This window comes from Aureimonas glaciei (assembly GCF_014643375.1).
Classification (GTDB): Bacteria; Pseudomonadota; Alphaproteobacteria; order Rhizobiales; family Rhizobiaceae; genus Plantimonas; species Plantimonas glaciei.
In genome coordinates this window covers 315,796-339,065 of record NZ_BMJJ01000003.1, presented here as the reverse complement: position 1 = coordinate 339,065, position 23,270 = coordinate 315,796, and the positions used below count along the sequence as shown (strand labels likewise).

Below are 23,270 nucleotides of genomic sequence, written 5' to 3'. Positions count from 1 at the left end.
ATGACAGCGAGGGGAAACTCGCGCCGGATCGATCGCCGAGTTCAGCGCCTCGCATTTTTTGCGGGTGTGGCGCTGTGCGCGCTTTCGGCCGGCATCACCGCCGCGCAGGCGCAGGAGCCGCTCGGCGCCCTCGGCGCCGGCGTGGACGTGCCGAGCGATGCACAGCTCTTCCTGGAAGCCGACACCGTCACCTATGATCGCGACGCCGCGGTCGTCACCGCCGACGGCGGCGTGCAGATCGACTATGGCGGCTACAAGCTCGTCGCCCGGAAGGTCGTCTACAACCAGAAGACCAAGCGTTTGCTGGCTGTCGGCGATGTCGAGTTGCAGCAGCCCGACGGCAACAAGATCTATGCCGACGGCGCCGACATCACCGACGACTTTGCCGACGGCTTCATCAAGGCCATGCGCCTGGAGACCCCGGACAATACCCGCTTTGCCGCGACCGGCGCGGTGCGCGAGGAAGGCAGCGTCACGACCTTCGAACAGGGCGTCTACACCGCCTGCGAGGCGTGCGCGGAGCATCCTGACCGCGCCCCGCTGTGGCAGGTCAAGGCCCGCAAGATCGTCTGGGACCAGAAGAAGAAGCTCATCTACTACTACGGCGCCAAGTTCGAGATTTTTGGGCAGCCGATCGCCTATTTCCCCTATTTCCAGCAGGCCGACCCGACGGTAAAGCGCAAAAGCGGCTTCCTGCCGCCGGAGTTCAAGTCGTCGGACTCGCTCGGCTACGGCCTGCGCGTGCCGTACTTCTTCGCGCTCTCCGACAGCTACGACGCGACGGTCGCCGGCACCTATTACAGCAAACAGGGATTCCTCGGCGAGGTCGAATACCGGCAGGCGATGGAGAACGGCTTCTTCACGCTTCAGGCGGCCGGGATCTCGCAGAACGATCCGGATGCCTTTACGCGGGACACGCCGAGTTTCGACAATGTCGATCGCGGCATGCTGGCCAGCACGGGGCGCTTCGACCTTAGCGACCGCTGGACTTTCGGCTGGGACATCCTCGCCCAGAGCGACCGGACCTTCTCGAACGTCTACGGCATCGAGAACTTTACCTCGCTCTACCATACGTCGGAAGTGTATCTGACGGGTCTTGGCGACCAGAGCTTCTTCAACCTCAGGGCACAGCGCTTCGACGTGCAGTCGGATGACGAGTTCACGTCCGAGAACCAGGCCGACGCCCTGCCGATCTTCGACTACCAGCGGATCGACCCGTCTTCGATCGGCGGCGGCGAGGTCGAGGTGAACGTCAACGTCGCGAGCCTCAGCCGCGACGATGCCAGAAACACCGAGCAGCTGCTGTGCTACTCGCAGTTCATCGTCAACGGTGGATGCAACAGCGCGGCAGCGTTGGCGGCAGGAGTGTCTACGCCGTTCCGAGACGACTTTTTCGATCGCAGCGTGCTGGAGGGTGACTATACGCGCGCCTCGACGGACGCCACCTGGCGGCGGACCATGACGACGGACGGCGGCCTGGTTATCACGCCGTCCGCCGGCGTCAGGGGAGACGTTTACCGGGCCGACATGTCACTCGACGAGCGCATCGGCGATAGTTATGCCAACTACCTTGATGGCGTCGACGTCGACGAGTCCGGCTTTCGCGGCATGGCCAACGCCGCCGTGATGGTGCGCTATCCCGTGGTGTTCGAGACGGCCAGCTCGTCCCATGTCATCGAGCCGATCGGCCAGCTGATCGTGCGGCCCGACGAGATGAAGGCGGGCCGGTTGCCGAACGAGGACGCCCAGAGCCTCGTCTTCTCGACCGCCAACCTCTTCTCCGAGGACAGGTTCTCCGGCTACGACCGGATCGAGGGCGGCACGCGCGCCAATGTCGGCCTGCGCTATGCCGGCACTTTCACCACCGGCTACACGCTGGACGCCATGGTCGGCCAGTCCTATCACCTGGCCGGGGCCAACCCCTTCGATCAGGCCGATCTCGCTCTGGTCGGCTATGATTCCGGCCTGGAGACCGACCGTTCGGATTATGTCACCTCGCTGACGCTCAGCACGCCGGTCGGCCTGTCGCTCGGCACCCAGGCGCGCTTCGACGAGGAGACCTTCGAGAACCGCCGCACCGACGTGTCCGCCGCCTACGGCAACAGCCGGGGCTCCGTCAGCGTCGCCTATTCCTTCATCGGCGCGCAGGAGATCTACGGCTTCCCGCTCGACCGCCGGCAGGTCACCACCTCCGCCAGCTTGAAGCTGACCTCGGAGTGGACGGCCTCGGCGTCTCTCGGCTACGATCTGGAAAATTCGACGCTGATCAGCCGGTCCTTCGGCCTCGGCTATCTCGACGAATGCTTCAGCGCGATGGCGACCTATACCAGCACCGAGGACGCCTACCGGCAGACCGACGCCCAGAACACCGTGCTGTTCAAGATCGGGCTGCGGACGATCGCCGATACGGAATTCGAGTACGATCTGAGCGACAAAGAGTAAGCCTGACCATGGTTTCGCCAAAGCGGTGGGTTAACCGCCCTGGCGAACAGGGAATGCTGGCGACACCCGTGCGGCGGCGGACAACAGGACGTGGCGCCCGCGACGCGGGGACATCGTCGCCTCCGTCCTCACCAAACCGTTCCCGGACCGCCGGAAACGGATCAATTCTGGGAGATATTCATTGGCGACCGCAGTCCTTCTCCGGCGAGCCCTGCTGGCTCTGACGCTCACCGTCGGCGTGGTCGCCGGCCTGGCGACGGAACCCGCCTCGGCCGCCTCCGAGATCAAGATCATCGTCAACAAGGAGCCGGTGACGACCTTCGCCATCCGGCAGCGCGCTGCCTTTCTCAAGCTGCGCCGGGTCAAGGGCGACCTGACCAAGGCGGCGACCGAGGAACTCATCGACGAGGCGCTGAAGAAGCAGGAGACGCGCCGGCGCAACATCAGCGTTCCCGACAGCGCGGTGGAGCAATCCTTCCAGAAATTCGCCGCCGACAACAAGCTGACCGCGGCGCAGCTCAACCAGATTTTCGGCCAGGTCGGCTTCTCCGAGAAGGCCTTCAAGGAATACATCCGGGTGCAGATGGGCTGGGGCCAGGCCGTGCAGTCCAGCGTGCGCAGCGGTGGCGGCACGGGCGGTCGCGTGACCGAGCAGGAAGCCGTGCAGCGCATGCTGGCGCAGGGCGGTACCAAGCCCTCGACGACCGAATACACGCTGCAGCAGGTGATTTTCGTCATTCCCGAGGCCAAGCGCGGCGCCATGAAGGCCGAGCGCCTGCGCGAGGCGAACGCTATGCGCGCCCGCTTCACCTCCTGCCCGGCGAACTACGAATTCGCCAAGGGCCTGCGTGACGTCACCGTGCGCGAACTCGGCCGCGTGCCGCAGCCGGCCCTCCCCGAGCGCTGGAAGGACGGCGTCGTCAAGGCCGGCTCGTCGGGGACGACGCCGGCGCAGGAGACCGAACGCGGCGTCGAATACATTGCCGTCTGCGCCGCGCGCACCGTCTCCGACGACAAGATCGCGGCCATGGTGTTCCAGACCCAGGACCTCGAAAAGATCGGCAATTCCGAGCCCGACGCCAAGCTCCTGAAGGATCTCCGCGACAAGGCGTCGATCATCAGACGATGACGGGTCCCGAGCCAAGGCCGCTCGCCGTCACCGTCGGCGAGCCTTCCGGCGTCGGCGCCGACATCACGCTCGCCGCCTATGCAGGGCGGGCGCACCGTCCTCTTCCCGTCTTTGCCTTTTTGGCCGATCCGGCGATGCTGGCCGCGCGCATGGCGCGTCTCGGCCTGACGCTTGCCGTGCGCGAGGTCGCATCGATCGAGGAGGCGTCCTCGTGCTTTGCCAGCCACCTGCCGGTCCTGCCCCTGGCGAACCGGCACCATGAGGCGCCGGGCCTCATCGACGCGCGCAATGCGCCGGCGACGATCGAGGCCATCGACCGAGCGACGCAGCTGGCGCTGGCGGGCGCGGCGAGTGCCGTCGTCACCAACCCGATCGACAAGAAGGCGCTCTACGACGCCGGCTTCCGGCACCCCGGCCACACCGAATATCTCGCCGATCTCTGCGCGACGGCGCTCGGCCGGGATTTCATGCCGGTGATGCTGCTGACCGGTCCGGCGTTGTCCTGCGTTCCCGTGACGATCCACATTCCCATCGCCGACGTGCCCTCGGTGCTGACGACCGCGCTCATCATCGACACGGGCCGGATCGTCGCGCGCGAAATGCGCACGCGCCTCGGGATACCTGCCCCGCGCCTCGCCTTTGCCGGCCTGAACCCACATGCGGGCGAACGCGGCGCAATCGGCCAAGAGGACGAGACGATCATCCGTCCGGCGGTCGAGCAGCTACGGGCCGAGGGGATCGACGCGGTCGGCCCCCTGCCCGCCGATACCATGTTCCATCCCGAGGCCCGCGCCCGCTACGACGTGGCGCTGTGCATGTATCACGACCAGGCGCTGATCCCGGCAAAGACGCTGGCCTTCGACGAGACCGTCAACTGCACGCTCGGCCTGCCGATCATCCGCACCTCGCCCGATCACGGCACGGCATCGGGTATCGCCGGGACCGGCACGGCGCGGCCGGACAGCTTTATTGCCGCCCTCGAGCTGGCCGCCCGCATGGCCGGGCACGCCGCCCTCGGCGACGCCGCGGCCGCCGCGTGAGCGCCCCCGACGGGCTGCCGCCGCTGCGCGCCGTGCTGGCCGAATACGGACTCGATCCCAAAAAGGCGCTTGGGCAGAATTTTCTCCTCGACCTCAACCTCACCGGCCGCATCGCTCGCCAGGCGCTTCCGCTCGCGGGTTGCAGCGTCGTCGAGATCGGCCCCGGTCCAGGCGGACTGACGCGGGCGCTCCTGGCTAACGGCGCCGAGCATCTGACCGTCATCGAGAAGGACAGCCGCTGCCTCGGCGCGCTCGCCGCCATCGCAGCGCATTATCCCGGCCGGCTGACGGCTATCGAGGGCGACGCGCTGAAGACTGACGTCGCAGCGTTCGCCGAGGGACGGCCGCTGAAGATCGTCGCCAACCTGCCCTACAATATCGGGACGCAGCTGCTGCTCGACTGGGTCGCCGTGCCGTCCTGGCCGCCGGTCTGGAGCGAGGCGACGCTGATGTTCCAGCGCGAGGTGGCCGAGCGCATCGTCGCCAAGCCGGGCACCTCGCATTACGGCCGCCTCGCCGTCCTCTGCGGCTGGCGCACGAAGGCCTCGATCCTCTTCGACGTCGGCCCGGAGGCGTTCACGCCGCCGCCGAAGGTGACCTCGTCGGTGGTGCAGCTGCATCCCCTTGCCGAGCCGATCGACGTCCCGCTGGAGGCGCTCGAGGCGGTCACCGCTGCCGGCTTCGGCCAGCGCCGCAAGATGCTGCGCCAGAGCCTGAAGCCGCTCGGCGGCGAAGCGCTGCTCTTGCGCGCGGACATCTCGCCCCAGCGCCGCGCAGAGACGCTGAGCGTCGAGGAATTCTGCCGCTTGGCCGCCCTGCTGTAGGGCGATGGCCTTCAGGACAGCGGCGGGCGAAGCGGCTTGCCACCCGCCCGCCGCGTTCGCGGCTCAGGGGATCAGGCGATCCCGGCGAAGCTGGGCAAACAGGTCGAAGAAGGCGTCGTCGGTCGGCTGGTAGGCCGTAAAGCCCAGCCGCCGGCTCTTCGACATGTCGGTCACCACCTCGATCGGACGGCCGAGATCGGCATCGGTGTGCCACGGCGAGGCGAGCCGGCCGAGGTCGGGCTCGGCCAGGTCCTCGCGTTCGGCGATCACCCGCCAGACCGGCGCATCGTCCGCCATCTGGATCTCCAGTGGCGCCGGTTCCCCATCGAAGGGCGCCGCCGTCGGGCCGAACCAGTCGGCGATCCGGCCCCACATCCACGACCAGCGAAAAACGTCGCCATTGACGATGTTGAAGGCCTCGTTGGCGGCCGCAGGGGTCGTGGACGCCCAGACCAGCTGCTGCGCCAACATGCGCGCATCGGTCATGTCGGTGAGCCCGTTCCACTGCGCGGCCGAGCCGGGGAAGCGGAAGGGACGGCCGGTCTCGCGGCAGAGCACGGCATAGGCGGCCAGCGTCGTGCCCATGTTCATCGTATTGCCGACGGCCTGGCCGATGACCGTGTGCGGGCGGTGAACGCTCCAGGTGAAGCCGTCGCGGGCGGCGGCGGCGAAGACCTCGTCCTCCTGCGCATAGTAGAAGTTGTCGACGTCGAGCCGGCCCTGCTCCTCGCGGAACGGCGTCTGCGGCAGCACGCCCTTTCCATAGGCCTCGAAGGGCCCGAGATAGTGTTTCAAGCCGGTGACGAGGGCGACGTGGCGGACACTGCCGCCGGGCCGCAGGGCGTCGAGGAGATTGCGGACCATCGCGGCGTTGACGCGGATGTTCTCGGCCTCGGTCGCCTGCCGCGCCCAGGTGGTCAGGAAGACGGTGTCGGGGCGGACCTCGGAGAGCGCCTGGTCGAGGGAGGCGGGGTCCTGGAGGTCGGCGGCCACGGGCGTGACGCCGTCCTGCGGCTGCGGCTTGCGCGCCAGGCCAAAGACCTGGGAGCCCTGTTCGCCGAGAAGCCTGGCCGTGGCACTACCTGCAATGCCGCTGGCACCGACGACGAGCGCGGTTTTGATCATGATATCCATCCTTGCTGAGACGCCGCTAATTGGGGCAGGCCGTCAGAAAGTCACGGAATTCGTCCCCGGCGACGATCAGCGCGTCGGGCATTCGAACGCCCCGGCCGGCTCACGGCCCCCGCCGGCCGGGCCTTTGGGCCCGGCAGGGACGTCGGCCAGGCGCGTCGAAACGCCTCAGACGTCTTCGCTCAGAAGCGCAGCGGTGAAGTCGAACAGGCCGGGACGCCGGTCGCGGCGCAGGCGCTCGGCATCGATGATCGCCCTGACCTCGCTGAACGCCTGGTTCAGGTCGGTGTTGACGACGACATAGTCGTAATCGCGCCAGCGCTCGATCTCGACGCGCGAGTTCTTCAGGCGCATGGCGATGGTGTCGGCGGAGTCCTCGTTGCGGCGCAAGAGGCGCCGCTTCAGCTCGGCCATCGACGGCGGCAGGATGAAGATCGAGACGATGTCGCCGCGGGCCTGTTCCTGCAGCTGCCGCGCGCCCTGCCAGTCGATGTCGAAGAGCATGTCGCGGCCCTCCTGCATCGCCTTTTCAGCCGCGGCACGAGGCGTGCCGTAGAAATTGCCGTGGACCTCGGCCCATTCCAACAGAGCATCGCCGTCGCGCAGGCGCTCGAACTCGTCGCGGCCGATGAAGCGGTAGTGCCGGCCCTCGATCTCGCTGCCGCGGCGCTGGCGCGTGGTGACGCTGACCGACAGCGAGAAGCGCGGGTCGCTTTCCAAGAGGTGGTGGGCGATCGTCGACTTGCCGGCGCCCGAAGGCGAGGACAGGACGAGCATCAGCCCCCGTCGCTTGATGTCGAGGGGCGGCTCAGCGATTTCGGTCATTCGACGTTCTGTACCTGTTCCCGGAATTGATCGACCACGACTTTCAGTTCGAGACCGACGGCGGTCAGCGAGGACGCGTTCGACTTGGCGCACAGCGTATTCGATTCGCGGTTAAATTCCTGCGAAAGAAAATCGAGGCGACGGCCGACCGGCCCGCCGGCGGCCAGAAGTTCGCGCGCGGCGACGACATGGGCGGAGAGCCTGTCCAGTTCCTCGCGGATGTCGGCCTTGGCGGCGAGGATCGCGGCCTCCTGGTGCAGCCGCTGTTCGTCCAGGCGCGGGCTGGCCTCCAGGAGCAACGCGACCTGGTCCGACAGCCGGCGTCGAATGGCCTCCAGCGTGCGGGCCGGATCGCGCTCCGCGGCGGCGGCCAGCGCGGCGACCTCCTCCAGACGCTCGTCGAGCAGCCCGCGCAGGATGGCGCCTTCTTCCTCGCGCATGGCGCACAGGCGCGACAGTGCGACGGCGAAGCCTTCCAGCACCGCCTCGCGCCGCTCGCGCTGGTGCACGGGATCGACCAAGGTTTCGGCGACGTCGATAATGCCCTTGACGCCGAGAATGCCGTCGGCTGTCGGCGCCACGGCGTGGCCGCCGGTGATCAGCCGGTCGGACAGTTCCAGCACCTGGCTCAGCATGGCTTCGTTCACGGTGAAGACCGGCGCGTCGTCGGTGCGCCGGAGCGCCAGGTTGATCTGGACATTGCCGCGCGACAGGCGCGCGCCGGCCATGCGCCGGATGTCGACCTCCAGACTTTCCATGCCTTGCGGCAGGCGCAGCCGCAGTTCCAGGCCCTTGCCGTTGACCGAGCGCAGTTCCCAGACGAAGGCGGTGTCGCCGATGTCGCCCTCGAAACGGGCAAAGCCTGTCATGCTGGCAACCGGCATGCCGCGCTCCTCTTCACTCTCGGATCGGTTCACCGCCCGCCGACGGGCTCTCGGCCCTGGCCCATCGGCCCTGCGACCCGATGTCATTCGCCGATTCCGCACCGATTGGCGAGGCCTGGGGCATTATTGGGCGACGGGGTCGTCCGGCTCGGCGTCGGCCGGGGCTCCGCCGGCGGCCGCGGCCGCGTTCTGCGCCCGCTCGATGGCGCGGTAGCGCCGGACATTGGCATTGTGCTCGTCGAGCGTCTTGGCAAAGATATGCCCGCCCGTTCCGTCGGCGACGAAGTAGACGTCCTGGGTCTCCGACGGATTGGCGACGGCTTCCAGCGCGGCTCGTCCCGGATTGGCGATCGGACCGGGCGGCAGGCCGTTGATGACGTAGGTGTTGTAGGGGTTGGCGTCCTTGATGTGGGACTGGCGGATCGGCTCGCTCGGCGGCTTTCCGCTGCCACCCCAGATGCCGTAGATGATCGTCGGGTCGGACTGGAGGCGCATGCCCTTCTTCAGCCGGTTGAGGAAGACGGCGGCGACGCGCGAGCGCTCGTCGGCGCGCCCGGTCTCCTTCTCGACGATCGAGGCGAGCGTTACGAACTCGCCGATATCCTTGATGTCGATGTCCTTGTCGCGGCGGGCCCAGACTTCCTCGACGAGGGCCGTCTGCGAGGCCTGCATCTTGGCGACCAGTTCAGCCCGGGTCATGCCGCGCTGGACGCGGTAGGTGTCGGTGCGCAGCGTCCCTTCCGGGACCAGCGGCGGGAGATCGCCGGTCAGCACCGGTTCGGCCTGCAGCCGGTCGTAGACCTGGCGGACCGTCCAGCCCTCGGGCACCGCGACGGAATGCAGGATCGACTGGCCGCTGCGGATCTTGTCCATCACGTCGCGCATGCTGGCGCCCGGCTCGAAGCCGTATTCGCCCGCCTTCAGGTCGCCGTCGGCCGAGGACAGCCGCACGCCGTACTCGAACACACTGGAATTGGAGATGATGCCCTCGCGCTCCAGGCCACGGGCGATGGTTTCCAGGCCCGAATTGCGCGGGATGACGTAGCTTGCCTGCGTCGTCAGCGGGCCCGCGCCATAGAACTCCGCCCGGCCCCAGGCGACGACGCCGACGGCGACGAGTGCGACGAGCAAAGCGACGGAGAAGATCAGGTTGAAGAAGACCACGACCTGGTTGCGGGCCCCGCGCGAGCGGCGCGGCGGCTTGGGAGCGGGCCGCGGCCGCAAAGCCTCGGCTGCGGACTGCGGAACCAAGCGCTGGTCACGACGGTCGCCAGATTCTTCGGTCACGAAGTCATCCTTCAAGGGTCGGTCGACAAAGGCTGGAACCACCACCGGAATGTGGCGAAAGACGGGATGTCAGTCGGCGAGACGCCGGAACACCAGCGAGGCATTCGTCCCGCCGAAGCCGAAGGAATTGGACAGGGCCACGTCGATCCGGTGCTCGCGCTTGGTGTGCGGGACGAGATCGATCTTGGTCGCGACCGAGGGATTGTCGAGATTGAGCGTCGGCGGGGCGATGTTGTCGCGGATGGCGAGGACGCAGAAGATCGCCTCGACCGAACCGGCGGCGCCCAGGAGATGGCCGATGGCCGACTTGGTGGACGACATCAGCATGCCGTCGGCCGCATCGCCGAGCAGGCGCTCGATCGCCCGCAGCTCGATCTCGTCGCCCATCGGCGTCGAGGTGCCGTGGGCGTTAATGTAGTCGATGTCGGCGGCCGTGATGCCGGCCCGCTTCAGCGCGGCCGACATGCAGCGATAGGCGCCGTCGCCGTCGGGAGCCGGCGCGGTGATGTGGTAGGCGTCGCCCGACATGCCGTAGCCGATGACCTCGGCATAGATCTTGGCGCCGCGGGCCCTGGCATGCTCGAGTTCCTCGAGCACGACGATGCCGGCGCCCTCGCCCATGACGAAACCGTCGCGGTCGCGGTCATAGGGGCGGGAGGCCTTGGTCGGGTCGTCGTTGAAACTGGTCGACAGCGCCTTGCAGGCGGCAAAGCCGGCCAGCGACAGGCGCGAGACCGGCGATTCGGTGCCGCCGGCGACCATCACGTCGGCGTCGCCGAAGGCGATCAGCCGGGCCGCGTCGCCGATCGCGTGCGCGCCGGTGGAGCAGGCGGTGACGATGGAGGAATTCGGCCCTTTCAGGCCGTTGCGAATCGACACCTGGCCGGCCGCCAGATTGATCAGGCTGCCGGGGATGAAGAAGGGGCTGATCCGTCGCGGACCCTTTTCGTCGAGGGTGAGCGACGTCCGCTCGATCGCCTGCAGGCCGCCGATGCCCGAGCCGATCAGAACGCCGGAGGCTATCTGGTCCTCGTAGGTCTCGGGGTGCCAATTGGCATCGTCCAGCGCCTCGGCGGCAGCGGCGACGGCGTAGATGATGAAATCATCGACCTTGCGCTGCTCCTTGGGCTCCATCCACTGGTCGGGATTGAAGCTTCCGTCGGTGCCGTCCCCCTTGGGGATTTCGCAGGCGATCTGACAGGGAAGGTCGGAAACCTCGAAACTGTCGACGCGCCGAGCGGCGCTTTCGCCGTTCAGCAACCGTTTCCAGGTGATGCCGGCGCCCGTCCCCAAGGGACTGATCATTCCAACGCCAGTGATGACCACTCGTCTCATGCAACACTCAATTCGCGGCGGCGGGACATGCCCGCCGCACGAGTCAGGACTGATTCTTTTCGATGAACTTCACGGCGTCGCCGACCGTCAGAATGGTCTCGGCGGCATCATCGGGAATCTCGACGCCGAACTCTTCTTCGAACGCCATCACGAGCTCGACCGTATCGAGGCTGTCGGCACCCAGATCGTCGATGAAGCTGGCGTTGTCGGTGACCTTGTCCTGCTCGACGCCGAGATGTTCGACCACGATCTTCTTAACCCGTTCAGCGGTGTCGCTCATGTTTCTTCCTCTGTTGAGATGGTTTCGTTGTTTTCGTTAGACGCGCCGGGTCTATGAATCAAGCGCCGGCGGCATCAATCGTCGTCGCTGGCCAGTCTGTCGGCGCGACGCACTGTCCCGATGCGCTTAGCATGCGGACCGGCGGCGGCCAAGCGCCCCCGGCCCCGGACCGGCCCCGACCGAACCGGCCGGGGCGCCCGAGCGTGTCAGATCATCGCCATGCCGCCGTTCACGTGGATGGTCTGTCCGGTGACGTAGGCGGCCTCGCTGGAGGCCAGGAACAGGGCGGCGGCGGCGATCTCGGCCGACTCGCCCATGCGCCGCATCGGGATCGCGCCCATGATGGCGTCCTTCTGCTTGTCGTTCAGCTTCTCGGTCATGGCGCTGGCGATGAAGCCGGGGGCGATGCAGTTCACCGTCACATTGCGGGAGGCGATTTCCTGTGCCAACGACTTGGAAAAGCCGATCATGCCGGCTTTGGCGGCGCAATAGTTCGCCTGGCCGGGATTGCCGGTGACGCCGACGATGGAGGTGATGTTGACGATGCGGCCATAGCGCCGGCGCATCATCTGGTGGGTCAAGCCGCGGGTCAGGCGGAAGGCCGCCGTCAGGTCGACCTCGATGACCTTGTCCCAGTCGTCGTCGGACATGCGCACGAACAGGCCGTCCTTGGTGATGCCGGCGTTGTTGACAAGGATGTCGACGCCGTCCATCGCCTTGTCGGCGGTCTCGGCCAGCGCCTTCTGCGCGTCGCGGTCGGACAGGTCGGCGGGAAAGACGTGGACCCGGTCGCCGAGCGAGGTCGCCAGCTCCTCGAGCTTTTCGCGGCGGGTGCCGTGCAGGCCGACGGTGGCGCCGGCGCCGTGCAGCGCGCGGGCGATGGCTTCGCCGATGCCACCGCTGGCGCCGGTGACGAGAGCCTTGCGGCCGGTGAGATCGAACATGGCTTCACTCCTTGGATCGGGGCCCTCCCCCGGCGCTGTGCCGGAGACGGCGGGTCGCGCCTCGGCGCGTATTATCGTCGTTTCAGGCGGGCGGCAGCAGGTCGAGATCGGCGGGGGCGCCGATGCTGATCGTGCCGACGGCCTCGTCGATTCGCTTGCCGAGGCCGGCCAGCACCTTGCCGTTGCCGATCTCGATCATGGTGTCGACGCCCTCTCGGGCCATGAACTCCACGCATTCGCGCCAGCGCACCTGACCCGTCACCTGTTCGACCAGGCGCTGGCGGATCTCGGCGGGATCGTCGATCGGGGCGGCGAGGACATTGGCGACGACCGGCACGACCGGCCGCTGCATGGCGACCCCTTCCAGCGCCTCGCGCATGCGCTCGGCCGCCGGCTGCATCAGGCTGCAGTGGAAGGGGGCCGAGACCGGCAGCGCGATCGCCCGCTTGGCGCCCTTCTCCAGCGCCAGCGCCATCGCCCGCTCCACCGCCTTCGCGGCGCCCGAGACGACGATCTGCCCGCCGCCATTGTCGTTGGCCAGTTCGCAGGGCTCGCCGGCGGCGCTGGCGGCGGCGCAGACCGCACCGACCCCGGCATGGTCGAGGCCGAGGATGGCGGCCATGGCGCCCTCGCCGGCCGGCACCGCCCGCTGCATCGAATCGCCGCGAATGCGCAGCAGCCGCGCCGTGTCCGCGAGGGTGAAGGCCCCGGCCGCGGCCAGCGCCGAATATTCGCCGAGCGAGTGGCCGGCGACGTAGCGCACCGAGGCGGCGAGGTCGAAGCCCCGCGCCCGCATGGCGGCGAGCGCCGCCATCGACACGGCCATCAGCGCCGGCTGGGCATTGGCAGTCAGCGTCAGCTCCGCCTCGGGACCCTCGAAGATGATCGCCGACAGTTTCTGCCCGAGCGCCTCGTCGACTTCCTCGAAGACGCGGCGGCTCTCGGGAAAGGCATCATGGAGGGCCCGGCCCATGCCGACGCTCTGGCTGCCCTGGCCGGGAAAGATCAATGCAAGCGCCATGGTGGTTCCAAAGTGGTTGATCGGATGTGTCGCGCCGTTGAAGGCGAATGCGGCGCAGCCTGTCAAGGCGGCCCCGCCGGGCCCTCCGTTTCAGCCGCAAAGAAAGAGCTGCATCGACTTCTTCTCCTTCCACGCCAGCAAGGCGGCATCGCGGCGGCCGAGGGGCCCGTCGGCATCCCGTCGCACCGCGCGACCCTCTCGCAGAATCGGGCAGCATGGAGCGGCGGCCCGCGCAGGTCTCACGGCCGCATCCCCCTCAACGCCGCATCTCTCTCAACGCCGCATTTCTCTCAAGGCCGCATCTCTCTCAAGGCCGCATTTCTCTCAAGGCCGCCTTTCTCTCAAGGCCGCATCTCTCTCCGGATAGTCATTCTCGGGCTTGACCCGAGAACCCATGCCGCAGCGGGGCATTTGCCAAATCGGGTCAAAACCATCCTCTTGGCAGCGGGATAGAGCGTCCCCGTCTCGGCATGGGTTCTCGGGTCAAGCCCGAGAATGACTACGCTTTTAGGGTGCATCCTGCCTTGCCCCATCAAGAGCGGATCGAGGTGAGACCAAACGAACGCGCGATAATCCTTATTGCAAGGGCGCAGATAGGATGAGCAGGCGTTCAGGGACGGCGCGAAGCCATCGCAGTGTCCCCGCACCTGCGGCACCCGGCCTTGTCATTTCCCGCAGAAACCGCTAAACGCCAGTCCGTCACTGCCCGGTCACAAGCCGGGGGCTGAACGGAAGATGCCGGCTCGCCGGTATGAGGACGCGCTGTCCGCTTCCCGTGTCCCCGCTCTCGACCGTCCCAAAGACGCGCCTTTCCGCCGCCGGCCCTCGGGCCTTCTGGAGAGTCGCAGAGGCTTAGCCGCTGTATCCGGGCAAGGGACAGGAAAACGAAAGAACGGAAAGGCGAAAGCGATGGCTCTGTATGAGCACGTATTTCTCGCCCGGCAGGACATTAGCGGCCAGCAGGTCGATCAGATCGTCGATACCTATCGCGGTGTGATCGAAGCCAATGGCGGCAAGGTCGGCAAGGTCGAGAGCTGGGGTCTGAAGACCCTGACCTATCGGATCAAGAAGAACCGGAAGGCCTACTACATCCTGATGAACATCGACGCCCCTTCCGCGGCGGTGCAGGAAATGGAGCGCCAGATGCGCTTCAACGAGGACATCCTGCGCTACATCACCATCAAGGTCGATGCGCATGATGAAGGCCAGTCGGTGATGATGCAGAAGCGCGACGACCGTCCGCGCCGTGGCGACCGTGACGACCGCCCGGGCGGCGACCGTCCGCGTCGTGACCGCGACGACCGTCCGCCGCGCCGCGACGACGACGATCGTCCGCGCCGCCCTCGTCCTGATGCGGAGTAAGGCACCATGAGCGACTCTTCTTCCAGCACCGTCCGTCGGCCGTTCCACCGCCGTCGCAAGTCCGATCCCTTCGCGGCGAGCGATTCGCCGAAGATCGACTACAAGGACGTCCGTCTGCTGCTGCGCTACATCTCCGAGCGCGGCAAGATCGTGCCCTCGCGCATCACCGCCGTCTCGCAGAAGAACCAGCGGGCGCTGGCCCAGGCGATCAAGCGCGCGCGCTTCCTCGGCCTGCTTCCCTACGTCCTGAAGTAAGCTTTCGACATCCGGCTGCGCGGCCCTTTCGGGGTCGCGCAGTCCTCGCCGCCGGCAATCGGCGAGACTGACAACAGGCCAATGTGGCCGAGCCGAGCTGGGGTGGCTTTTCCGCCCCTAACTGCGACGAGCAGGACAGCGACTTTCATGAAATTTTCCGCGATCCTCATCGGACTGGCTGCCGGCCTCGCCTCGGCGCTGCTGTTCGCCGGCCTGATCCTGCAGTCGCCCACGGCTGTCGGCCTGTCGCTGGCCGCGCCGATTCCGATTCTGATCGCCAGCCTCGGTTGGGGCAGCCGCATCGGCTTCATCGCCGCGCTCACCGCCTCCATCGCGCTCGCCGGCGTCACCGGATTTGCCGGCAGCGGCCTGATCCTCTTCGCCACCATGGCCCTGCCGAGCGCCATCGTCGGTCATCTGGCGGGCCTCGCGCGTCCGAAAGAGAACCCGGAGCCCGGCGTCGAGGGCCCCCTCGCCTACGACTGGTATCCGCTCGACCGCATCCTCTTCGCCATTGCCGGGATCGCCTCCCTCGCCTGCCTCTTCATCGGCTGGATGTTCGGCTACGACGCGGCCGAGATCGGCCCGGAGCTGGCGACGGCGCTCGGCGAACAGATGGGCGCCACGGTCGATCCGGCCATGCAGCAGCAGGTACAGACCTTGGCGCGGCTGATCGTGCAGATGGTGCCGTTCATCCAGCCGGCGCTGCTCGTCATCACGCTCGTCGCCGGCCTGCACCTCGCGGCGATTCTGACCCGCCTGTCCGGCCGCCTGGACCGCCCGCGCGACGATATTCCCTCTTCGGCTACGCTGCCCGGCTTCGCCGTGTCGATCTTCGCCCTCGCCGTCGCCGGCTGCTTCGTGCCCGGCACGCTGTCGGTGATCGCGTCCGTCGTCGCCGGCGCTTTCGGCACCGCCTTCACCCTGGTCGGCCTCGCCTCGCTGCATCGCCGCACGCGCGGCGCCAAACAGCGCGCTCTCCTGCTCATCGGCGCCTATGGCGCGATCGTGCTCCTGACCTTTCCGCTGCTGGCCGCCACGGCGATCGGCATCTTCGAAACCGCCCGTTCCGCTGCCAGGGACCGGGCGCCGCGTTAGTTCGCATTCCCCTCAACACCCTCAACGAAAAGGAATACCCCCATGGACGTCATTCTTCTGGAGCGCGTCGCCCGCCTCGGCCAGATGGGCGACACCGTCCGCGTCAAGGACGGCTTTGCCCGCAACTTCCTCCTGCCCACCGGCAAGGCGCTGCGCGCCAACGAGGCCAACCGCGCCAAGTTCGAATCGCAGAAGAGCGAGCACATCGCCCGCAACGAGGAGCGCAAGCGCGAGGCGGGCGAGATCGCCGAGACGCTGGCCGGCAAGAGCTTCACCACCATCCGTTCGGCCGGCGAAACCGGCCAGATGTACGGCTCGGTCTCGGCCCGCGACGTCTCCGACATCCTGAAGGAAGCCGGCTTCCGCATCGGCCGCAACCAGATCCTCCTGAACCAGCCGATCAAGGTCATCGGCCTGCACAAGGTTCAGATCTCGCTGCATTCGGAAGTCGAGATCTCGATCGAGATCAACATCGCCCGCTCGCATGAGGAAGGCCAGCGCCAGGCGCAGGGCGAGAACCTCACCTCGGTCGACGCGATGATGGACATCGACGATCTCGAGGACGAGTACGACGCCGGCGAAGACGCCGAGGCGACCGAGACGACCGACGAGACCGCCGCCTGATCCCAGCGGATCTTTCGCAGAAGAACAGAAGGCCCCGGCATCGCGCCGGGGCCTTTTTTTGTGGTCCGATACCCCGCTTGCCCGCCCTGCCGCAATGCACAGCCGACGACGAATCTTGCGATTGACGATTTCGCTAAGGGGTCCAAACTGAAGTTCTAGACCGATCAGTCAAAATGGATGGCGGTGCAATGAACCCCCTCTTGTCGTTCTACCTCCACCGCCTGTTCAGGCAGGGAAACCTGCGCATCACCGACGCCGGCGGCGGTGACCATCGCATCGGCGACGGGACCGGCGATCCGATCCACGTGCGCTTTCGCGATCCGGCCACCGAGCGAGCGGTCGCCATCAATCCCGGGCTGCGCTTCGGCGAAGCCTACATGGAAGGGCGGATCGACCTGATCGAAGGCACCATCTTCGACCTTCTCAAGCTGATCTCGGAGAATGCCGGCAGCGCGGGTGCCGCCGAGCCCTGGATGAAGGCGATCGACAGGGTCCGCCTCTCCTATCGCCGCATTGTCCAGGACAACACGCCGACGCGCGCCCGGCGCAACGTGCACCATCACTACGACCTTTCGGCCGAGTTCTACGGCCTGTTCCTCGACAGCGACCGACAATATTCCTGCGCCTATTTCGAGACGCCGGACTCGACGCTGGAGGAAGCGCAGCTGGCCAAGAAGCGCCATATCGCCGCGAAGCTCTTGTTTGATCATCCCGGCCTCGACGTGCTCGACATCGGCTGCGGCTGGGGCGGCATGGGCCTCTATCTCGCCGAGAACTGCGGGGCCGAGGTCAAGGGAATCACCCTGTCCACCGAGCAGCACGCTCTGGCCAACGAGCGTGCCCGCGCCGCCGGGCTCGAGGACCACGCGCACTTCGAGATCGAGGACTACCGCGCCGTCACCGGCGGCTTCGACCGCATCGTCTCGGTCGGCATGTTCGAACATGTCGGCCGCGACTTCTACGACGATTTCTTCCACCAGTCCTCCCGGCTGCTCCGGGACGACGGCGTCATGCTGCTGCACACGATCGGGCGCTACGAGCCGCCGGCCAACACCAACGCCTTCATCTCCAAATACATTTTCCCCGGCGGCTATATCCCGGCGCTGTCGGAAATCATGCCCGCGGTCGAGCGTGCCGGGCTGATCGTCACCGACGTCGAGGTGCTGCGCCTGCACTATGCCGAGACGCTGAAGCACTGGCGGCTGCGCTTTGCGGCACGACGCGACGAAGCCAAGGCGATCTACGACGAGCGCTTCTGCCGCATGTGGGAATTCTACCTCGCCGCCTCCGAATGCACTTTTCGCTGGCAGGACCTCGTGGTCTTCCAGCTGCAACTCGCCCATCGCCACGGCGTCGTGCCGATCACGCGCGGCTACATCGCCGAGGCAGAAGCGGCGCTGCGCGCGCGCGAGGCCGATAACGCCACGTCCGGGAGCCAGCAGGCGGCCGAATAGGCCGGAGTCGATTCACTCCCGCGGTCAAGCCGTTCCACAGCTTTCCCACAGGGTCTGTGCGCACCCTGTGCACAGAGCGCGGCTTGGTCGCCGCATCGCTAAAACGCTGTCATCTCGCCGACCGTTTCGCTAAAACACCGCGATCGGCGGACGGATGAAGGACACGGCAATGGCCGAGGCAGCGCGCAAATTCGAGGAAGAAGCAGCCCTCTATCGCGAAGCCCCGAACAATATCGAGGCCGAACAGGCCCTGCTCGGCGCCATTCTCGTCAACAACGACGCCTATTACGTCGTCCACGACTTTCTGAAGCCCGACCATTTCTTCGAGCCGCTGCACCGCGAGATCTTCACCAAGACGTCGGAAATGATCCGGATGGGCAAGATCGCCAATCCGGTGACGATCAAGACCTTCCTGGCCGCCAACGACAAGGTCGGCGACATGACCGTCGCGCAGTATCTGGCGCGACTCGCGGCCGAAGCCACGACCATCATCAACGCGGCCGACTATGGCCGCGCGATCTACGATCTGGCGCTCCGGCGCAACCTGATCCGGATCGGCGAGGACATGGTCAATATCGCCTTCGACGCGCCGCTCGACGTCGAGCCGAAGGCGCAGATCGAGGATGCCGAGCGCCGGCTGTTCGAGCTGGCCGAAACCGGCCGCTACGACGGCGGCTTCCAGTCCTTCACCGATGCCGTGACGCTCGCCGTCGAGATGGCGTCGGCCGCCAAGGACCGCGACGGCGGCCTGTCGGGCGTCTCCACCGGCATCACCGCCCTCGACCGCCGGCTCGGCGGCCTGCAGCGCTCCGATCTGATCGTGCTCGCCGGCCGCCCGGCCATGGGCAAGACGTCGCTCGCCACCAACATCGCCTTCAACATCGCCGCCGCCTTCGAGCCGGCCGATCAGTCGGACGGCACCTTTGCCGCCAAGAACGGCGGCGTCGTCGGCTTCTTCAGCCTCGAGATGTCGGCCGAACAGCTGGCGACGCGTATCATCTCGGAGCAGACCGAGATTTCGTCCTCGAAAATCCGCCGCGGCATGATCAACGAGACCGAGCTCGTGAAGCTCATCGCCTGCTCCGAGACCATGCAGCGCCTGCCGCTCTATATCGACCAGACCGGCGGCATCTCCATCGCCCAGTTGGCCGCCCGGGCCCGGCGGCTGAAGCGCCAGCGCGGGCTCGACGTCATGGTCATCGACTATCTCCAGCTGATGCAGGGCTCGTCGAAGAACTCGCAGAACCGCGTCCAGGAAATGACCGAGATCACCACCGGCCTGAAGGCGCTGGCCAAGGAGCTGAACGTCCCGATCATCGGCCTGTCGCAGCTCTCGCGCCAGGTCGAGAACCGCGAGGACAAGCACCCGCAGCTCTCCGACCTTCGCGAATCCGGCTCGATCGAGCAGGACGCCGACGTCGTGATGTTCGTGTACCGCGAGGAATACTACCTCTCGAACAAGGAGCCGAAGCCCGGCACGCAGGAACATTTCACCTGGCAGACCGAGATGAACGAGGCGCGCGGCAAGGCCGAGGTGATCATCGCCAAGCAGCGTCACGGACCGACCGGCACGGTGCCGCTCGCCTTCCAGGCCGAGTTCACCCGCTTCACCGATCTCGCCGACGAGAGCTATCTGCCCGAGCGGTTCGAGTAGGCATGTCCGACATCCGAAGTCTTGCCGCGCCCCGCTCGGCGCGCCTGCCGAGCGTCGAGATCGACCGCACGGCGCTCGCCGGCAACTGGCAGCGCCTCGCGGCGCTCGCGCCCGGCGCGCGCACCGGCGCCGCCGTCAAGGCCAATGGCTACGGACTCGGGGCGCCAGAAGTCGCGCGCACGCTGTACGAGGCGGGATGCCGCGATTTCTTCGTCGCCTGGGCCGAAGAGGGAGCCCTGGTGCGCCAGGCCCTCACCGCGCCGGACGCCCGCATCATGGTCCTGCAGGGTCTCGACACCGACGCCGCCGCGCTCTGCCGCGAGGCGACGCTCTTGCCCGTGCTGTCGACCCCGGACGACATCGCGATCTGGCGCGAGGCCGGCCTCGGATCCCCACCGGCGCCCGCCTTTCTACAGCTCGAAACCGGCATGAACCGACTCGGCCTCGACGAGGCTGACGCGCGGGCCGCCGCGGACCTCGTCAGGGCCGGCGCCCTCTCCGTCTCCTGCGTCATGAGCCACCTCGCCTCGGCCGACGAGGCGAGCGAACAGAGCCGCGACCAGCGCGCCGTGTTTGAGCGCCTGTCGACTCTGTTTCCCGGTGTGCCGCGCTCCCTCGCCAATTCCGCCGGCGTGCTTCTCGGCCCGGACTTTCACTACGATCTGACGCGGCCGGGCATCGCCCTCTATGGCGGCACGTGCGATGCCTTGGAGGGCCTGCGTCCCGTCGCAACGCTGACCGCTTCCGTCCTGCAGGTCCGCACCGCCCGCCGCGGCGAAGCGGCCGGCTACGGCGCGGCCGCGCCGCTGCGCCGCGACACCCGCATCGCCACCGTCGGCCTCGGCTACGCCGACGGCTTTTTGCGCGCGGGCTCGGGCGCGGGCGTCGCTACCTGGCCAGGCCGGCCGGCGCCGACGGCCTTTCTCGCCAACCGGGCCGTGCCGATTCTCGGCCGTGTGTCGATGGACCTCACCCTGCTCGACATCACCGATCTGGCCGAGGACGCGGTTGGCCCCGGCGACAGGGCCGAGTTCTATGGCCGGAACGTTCCGATCGAGCAGGTCGCGGCGGCAGCCGGCACGATTCCCTACGAGCTACTGACGGGCCTCGGCCCGAGGGTCGCACGCGAGTGGGGGTGATGAAGGGCGGATTGTCGCGGGTGGCAGAAGATGTCACCGGCTGCCGAACGCAAAGCGCCGTCCTTTCCGGATAGTCATCCCGGACTTGATCCGGGACCCATTCCAAATCGCTGACCATGATCGAGGGCGGTGGACATTCCCGGTCCTGATCCGATTTGGCAGTGACGACGCCTCGGCATGGGTTCCGGGTCAAGCCCGGAATGACTAAACTGAGAAGGTCGCAGGAAGCTTCTTTGCCTGCCGAACGCCAAGCGCCGTCCTCGCCGAATAGTCATCCCGGACTTGATCCGGGACCCATTCCAAATCGCTGAACATGATCGAGGGCGGTGGACATTCCCGGTCCTGATCCGATTTGGCAGTGACGGCGCCTCGGCATGGGTTCCGGGTCAAGCCCGGAATGACTAATCTGAGGGGGTGGCAGGAAGCTTTATGGCCTGCAAAGCGAGAAGCACTGTTCCCTCCGGATCGTCACCCGGCCTTGAGCGGGAATTCATGCCGAAGCACCGAACCCGCCCCATTCGATGCCGAAACCGCGCGGACCTGCGCGTCACGCAGGCCATCCCCCCTGGGAAAGGCCACCGTGCAGTACACTTCGACGGCCAAGAGCCACGGCGACGGCGGACGAGACCTACCGGCCGAGCTCCGCCGCCAGCGCTTCCAACCCCTCGAGCAGCCACGCCTCGCCGAGGAACAGCCAAGCGAGCACCAGCGCGCCATGCAGAACGACGATCGCCAGGAGGCGCGAGCGGAACGGCTCCTTCTGGGTCTTGTGGCGCAGGGTCCGCTGCGCCGTCACCGCGCCCACGCTGCCGCCCGCCAGCGCCAGGCCGAGCAAGGTGCGCTCGGGGATCCGGCGGCGGCCGGCGCGCGCGAGGCTCTTGTCCCAGGCGAAGGCCGCATAGGCTGCGGCGTTGATAAGGACGAGATAGGCGATCAACGGCAGTATCATCGGGCTCTCCTGACAGGAGCGCCAGTCAGCACCGGCGCGTCGGCGTGTCGAGCCCTCCCCGCGCGCAAGTCCGGTGAAGCGACCGCGCCGCGCCGTCTTGTTTCCGCTTTGTTCTCATGGCATGGATCATCCATCCCCGCCACCCTTCGAAAGACCCCATGGCCAAGCTGAAAGCCTCCTTCATCTGCCAGAACTGCGGCACCGTCACCGCCCGCTGGCAGGGACGCTGCGAGGCCTGCGGCGAGTGGAACACCATCGTCGAGGAGAGCGCCGGCGGCGGCATCGGCGGCGGGCCGCAGCGCGGCGCCCGGCGCGGCCGCGTCACCGCCCTCCTGCCGCTGTCGGGCGAGATGGAGGAGGCGCCGCGCATCTCGACGGGGATCGCCGAGCTCGACCGCGCCTGCGGCGGCGGCATCGTGCGCGGCTCGGCCATCCTCATCGGCGGCGATCCCGGCATCGGCAAGTCGACGCTGCTGATGCAGGCCGCCGCCGGCCTGTCGCGCGGCGGCAACCGCGTCGTCTACGTCTCCGGCGAGGAGGCGGTGGCGCAGGTGCGCCTGAGGGCGCAGCGGCTGAAGGCCGACGACACCGACGTGATGCTGATGGCCGAGACGAATGTCGAGGACATCCTCGCCACCCTCGGCGACGACAAGCGGCCCGACCTCGTGATCATCGATTCGATCCAGACCCTCTGGTCGGATCTCGCCGAATCGGCGCCGGGAACGGTGACGCAGGTACGCACCGGTGTTCAGGCCATGGTGAAATACGCCAAGGCGAGCGGCGCGGCGGTGATCCTCGTCGGCCACGTCACCAAGGACGGCCAGATCGCCGGCCCGCGCGTGGTCGAGCACATGGTCGACGCCGTGCTCTATTTCGAAGGCGAAGGCGGCCACCATTTCCGCATCCTGCGCACGGTGAAGAACCGTTTTGGCCCGACCGACGAGATCGGCGTGTTCGAGATGTCGGATCTCGGCCTGCGCGAGGTGCAGAACCCGTCCGAACTCTTCCTCGGCGAGCGCAACACGAAATCGCCGGGCTCCGCCGTCTTCGCCGGCATGGAGGGGACGCGCCCCGTTCTTGTCGAGATCCAGGCACTGGTCGTCGCCTCGGCGCTCGGTACGCCGCGCCGCGCCGTCGTCGGCTGGGACCAGCCGCGGCTCGCCATGGTGCTCGCCGTTCTGGAGGCCCATTGCGGCGTCCGGCTCGGCCAGCACGACGTCTATCTCAACGTCGCCGGCGGCTTCCGGATCAGCGAGCCGGCGGCCGATCTCGCCGTCGCGGCGGCGCTGGTCTCCTCGCTGTCCGGGCTTGCTCTGCCCGCCGATTGTGTCTATTTCGGCGAAATCAGCCTGTCGGGCGCGGTGCGGCCGGTGGCCCATTCCGCGCAGCGGCTGAAGGAGGCGGAAAAGCTCGGCTTCGGCCAAGCGGTCCTGCCCTCCCTCAGCGCCGATCTGCCGAAGGGCCGCGATGTCTCCACGCACGAGGTCGAAACGCTTCCCCATCTCGTCGCCCGGGTCGCCGGCGCGGCGGTGAGTCAGGAAGCCGAGCCGTGAAATGCCTGAATTGACCTTGCCAAACACGATTTGATCGCCA

General features: G+C 67.3%; 21 protein-coding genes. 12 read left to right on the top strand and 9 right to left on the bottom strand.

Translation table 11 applies throughout. The features are described 5' to 3' along the window. The 4 genes from IEX88_RS08320 to rsmA all read left to right on the top strand — a co-directional run bounded on the left by IEX88_RS08320 (position 1) and on the right by rsmA (position 5,435). The gene (locus tag IEX88_RS08320; RefSeq protein WP_188850117.1) at positions 1 to 2,442 is read left to right on the top strand and encodes an LPS-assembly protein LptD; all 2,442 of its coding nucleotides are present in this window, start codon (positions 1 to 3) and stop codon (positions 2,440 to 2,442) included. 181 nt (positions 2,443 to 2,623) lie between these two features. After that, positions 2,624 to 3,571 carry a SurA N-terminal domain-containing protein gene (locus IEX88_RS08315; protein ID WP_188850116.1) on the top strand — a complete coding sequence of 316 codons (948 nt, stop codon included), beginning with the start codon at positions 2,624 to 2,626 and terminating at the stop codon, positions 3,569 to 3,571. Beyond that, positions 3,568 to 4,611 (top strand): 4-hydroxythreonine-4-phosphate dehydrogenase PdxA, encoded by a 1,044-nt coding sequence (gene pdxA, locus IEX88_RS08310; protein WP_188850115.1) that lies wholly within the window; start codon positions 3,568 to 3,570, stop codon positions 4,609 to 4,611. The genes IEX88_RS08315 and pdxA overlap by 4 nt, the downstream gene beginning before the upstream one ends. After that, entirely contained in the window at positions 4,608 to 5,435 is an 828-nt protein-coding gene (gene rsmA, locus IEX88_RS08305; protein WP_188850114.1) for a 16S rRNA (adenine(1518)-N(6)/adenine(1519)-N(6))-dimethyltransferase RsmA, read from the top strand. Before pdxA ends, rsmA begins: the two co-directional genes overlap by 4 nt. Positions 5,436 to 5,498: 63 nt before the next feature. Here the strand turns inward: rsmA and IEX88_RS08300 are convergent, their stop codons facing one another. The 8 genes from IEX88_RS08300 to fabD form a co-directional block, all read right to left on the bottom strand. Further along, positions 5,499 to 6,560 (bottom strand): SDR family oxidoreductase, encoded by a 1,062-nt coding sequence (locus tag IEX88_RS08300; RefSeq protein WP_188850113.1) that lies wholly within the window; start codon positions 6,558 to 6,560, stop codon positions 5,499 to 5,501. 174 nt (positions 6,561 to 6,734) lie between these two features. Continuing rightward, complete coding sequence (gene gmk, locus IEX88_RS08295; protein ID WP_188850112.1) at positions 6,735 to 7,391, bottom strand: guanylate kinase; 657 nt, start codon at positions 7,389 to 7,391, stop codon at positions 6,735 to 6,737. After that, entirely contained in the window at positions 7,388 to 8,275 is an 888-nt protein-coding gene (locus IEX88_RS08290; RefSeq protein ID WP_188850111.1) for a YicC/YloC family endoribonuclease, read from the bottom strand. The genes gmk and IEX88_RS08290 overlap by 4 nt, the downstream gene beginning before the upstream one ends. Positions 8,276 to 8,398: 123 nt before the next feature. Beyond that, the gene (gene mltG, locus IEX88_RS08285; RefSeq protein ID WP_244639954.1) at positions 8,399 to 9,562 is read right to left on the bottom strand and encodes an endolytic transglycosylase MltG; all 1,164 of its coding nucleotides are present in this window, start codon (positions 9,560 to 9,562) and stop codon (positions 8,399 to 8,401) included. A gap of 69 nt (positions 9,563 to 9,631) precedes the next feature. Further along, on the bottom strand, positions 9,632 to 10,897 hold the full coding sequence (fabF, locus tag IEX88_RS08280) for a beta-ketoacyl-ACP synthase II (protein WP_188850109.1): 1,266 nt from the start codon (positions 10,895 to 10,897) through the stop codon (positions 9,632 to 9,634). 43 nt (positions 10,898 to 10,940) lie between these two features. Next, positions 10,941 to 11,177, bottom strand: coding sequence for an acyl carrier protein (locus IEX88_RS08275; protein WP_188850108.1), 237 nt, complete (start codon positions 11,175 to 11,177; stop codon positions 10,941 to 10,943). A gap of 206 nt (positions 11,178 to 11,383) precedes the next feature. Next, positions 11,384 to 12,121, bottom strand: coding sequence for a 3-oxoacyl-[acyl-carrier-protein] reductase (gene fabG, locus IEX88_RS08270; protein ID WP_188850107.1), 738 nt, complete (start codon positions 12,119 to 12,121; stop codon positions 11,384 to 11,386). 82 nt (positions 12,122 to 12,203) lie between these two features. After that, positions 12,204 to 13,142, bottom strand: coding sequence for an ACP S-malonyltransferase (gene fabD, locus IEX88_RS08265; protein ID WP_188850106.1), 939 nt, complete (start codon positions 13,140 to 13,142; stop codon positions 12,204 to 12,206). A 909-nt stretch (positions 13,143 to 14,051) separates the two neighbouring features. On the opposite strand from fabD, the gene rpsF reads away from it, so the two are divergent. From rpsF to alr, 7 genes are all read left to right on the top strand, one after another. Then, complete coding sequence (gene rpsF, locus IEX88_RS08260) at positions 14,052 to 14,504, top strand: 30S ribosomal protein S6 (RefSeq protein ID WP_188850334.1); 453 nt, start codon at positions 14,052 to 14,054, stop codon at positions 14,502 to 14,504. Between the two features lie 6 nt (positions 14,505 to 14,510). Beyond that, positions 14,511 to 14,759, top strand: coding sequence for a 30S ribosomal protein S18 (gene rpsR / locus IEX88_RS08255; protein ID WP_188850105.1), 249 nt, complete (start codon positions 14,511 to 14,513; stop codon positions 14,757 to 14,759). Between the two features lie 147 nt (positions 14,760 to 14,906). Continuing rightward, positions 14,907 to 15,857 carry a hypothetical protein gene (locus IEX88_RS08250; protein ID WP_188850104.1) on the top strand — a complete coding sequence of 317 codons (951 nt, stop codon included), beginning with the start codon at positions 14,907 to 14,909 and terminating at the stop codon, positions 15,855 to 15,857. 42 nt (positions 15,858 to 15,899) lie between these two features. After that, positions 15,900 to 16,481 (top strand): 50S ribosomal protein L9, encoded by a 582-nt coding sequence (gene rplI / locus IEX88_RS08245; RefSeq protein ID WP_188850103.1) that lies wholly within the window; start codon positions 15,900 to 15,902, stop codon positions 16,479 to 16,481. A 188-nt stretch (positions 16,482 to 16,669) separates the two neighbouring features. Further along, positions 16,670 to 17,935, top strand: coding sequence for a cyclopropane fatty acid synthase (locus IEX88_RS08240; RefSeq protein WP_188850102.1), 1,266 nt, complete (start codon positions 16,670 to 16,672; stop codon positions 17,933 to 17,935). 169 nt (positions 17,936 to 18,104) lie between these two features. After that, positions 18,105 to 19,589 (top strand): replicative DNA helicase, encoded by a 1,485-nt coding sequence (locus IEX88_RS08235; protein ID WP_188850101.1) that lies wholly within the window; start codon positions 18,105 to 18,107, stop codon positions 19,587 to 19,589. Between the two features lie 2 nt (positions 19,590 to 19,591). Next, a complete protein-coding gene (gene alr / locus IEX88_RS08230) occupies positions 19,592 to 20,728 on the top strand; it encodes an alanine racemase (RefSeq protein WP_188850100.1) in 1,137 nt (378 codons plus the stop codon). A gap of 628 nt (positions 20,729 to 21,356) precedes the next feature. Here alr and IEX88_RS08225 read toward each other — a convergent pair. Continuing rightward, positions 21,357 to 21,677, bottom strand: a complete 321-nt coding sequence (locus IEX88_RS08225; RefSeq protein WP_188850099.1) for a DUF1294 domain-containing protein — start codon at positions 21,675 to 21,677, stop codon at positions 21,357 to 21,359. Between the two features lie 158 nt (positions 21,678 to 21,835). On the opposite strand from IEX88_RS08225, the gene radA reads away from it, so the two are divergent. Beyond that, positions 21,836 to 23,230 (top strand): DNA repair protein RadA, encoded by a 1,395-nt coding sequence (radA, locus tag IEX88_RS08220; protein WP_188850098.1) that lies wholly within the window; start codon positions 21,836 to 21,838, stop codon positions 23,228 to 23,230. The last annotated feature ends 40 nt before the right edge of the window (positions 23,231 to 23,270 follow it).